The 255-nt window shown below is 71.0% G+C and carries 1 protein-coding gene; it reads right to left on the bottom strand.

Annotation, left to right across the window (positions count from 1 at the left end):
- Nucleotides 1-25: 25 nt before the first annotated feature.
- A partial coding sequence (locus tag U8525_RS34705) for a hypothetical protein (protein WP_374271010.1) occupies nt 26-255 on the bottom strand: 230 nt, incomplete at its 5' end.

Raw genomic sequence — 255 nt, 5'->3', positions numbered from 1 at the left:
GTCCGGAGGCAAGCGTCGGCGGACGTCAGCGCGCGGTGCCGACGAAGGGCTCGCTGTCTGCCTCCTCGCTTGCGTGCTGGCCACGCGCCCGTGCGAAGAGGGGCAGCGGCGTCGCCGAGGCGGGAGCACGCCCGACGAGCTCGCTGCCCTCGAAGAAGAGCGCGAGCTCGGAGTGCGCCAACTGCACGGGCGCGCCCGGTGCCTCGTGTTTCCAGAGGGCCGCGAAACGACCTCGCTCCAATCTCTTGGAGAACA

Origin of the sequence: Corallococcus sp. RDP092CA (assembly GCF_041903675.1) — a bacterium.
Classification (GTDB): domain Bacteria; phylum Myxococcota; class Myxococcia; order Myxococcales; family Myxococcaceae; genus Corallococcus.
Note: the sequence above shows the minus strand (reverse complement) of the source record. Positions and strands in the feature narration are given on the sequence as shown.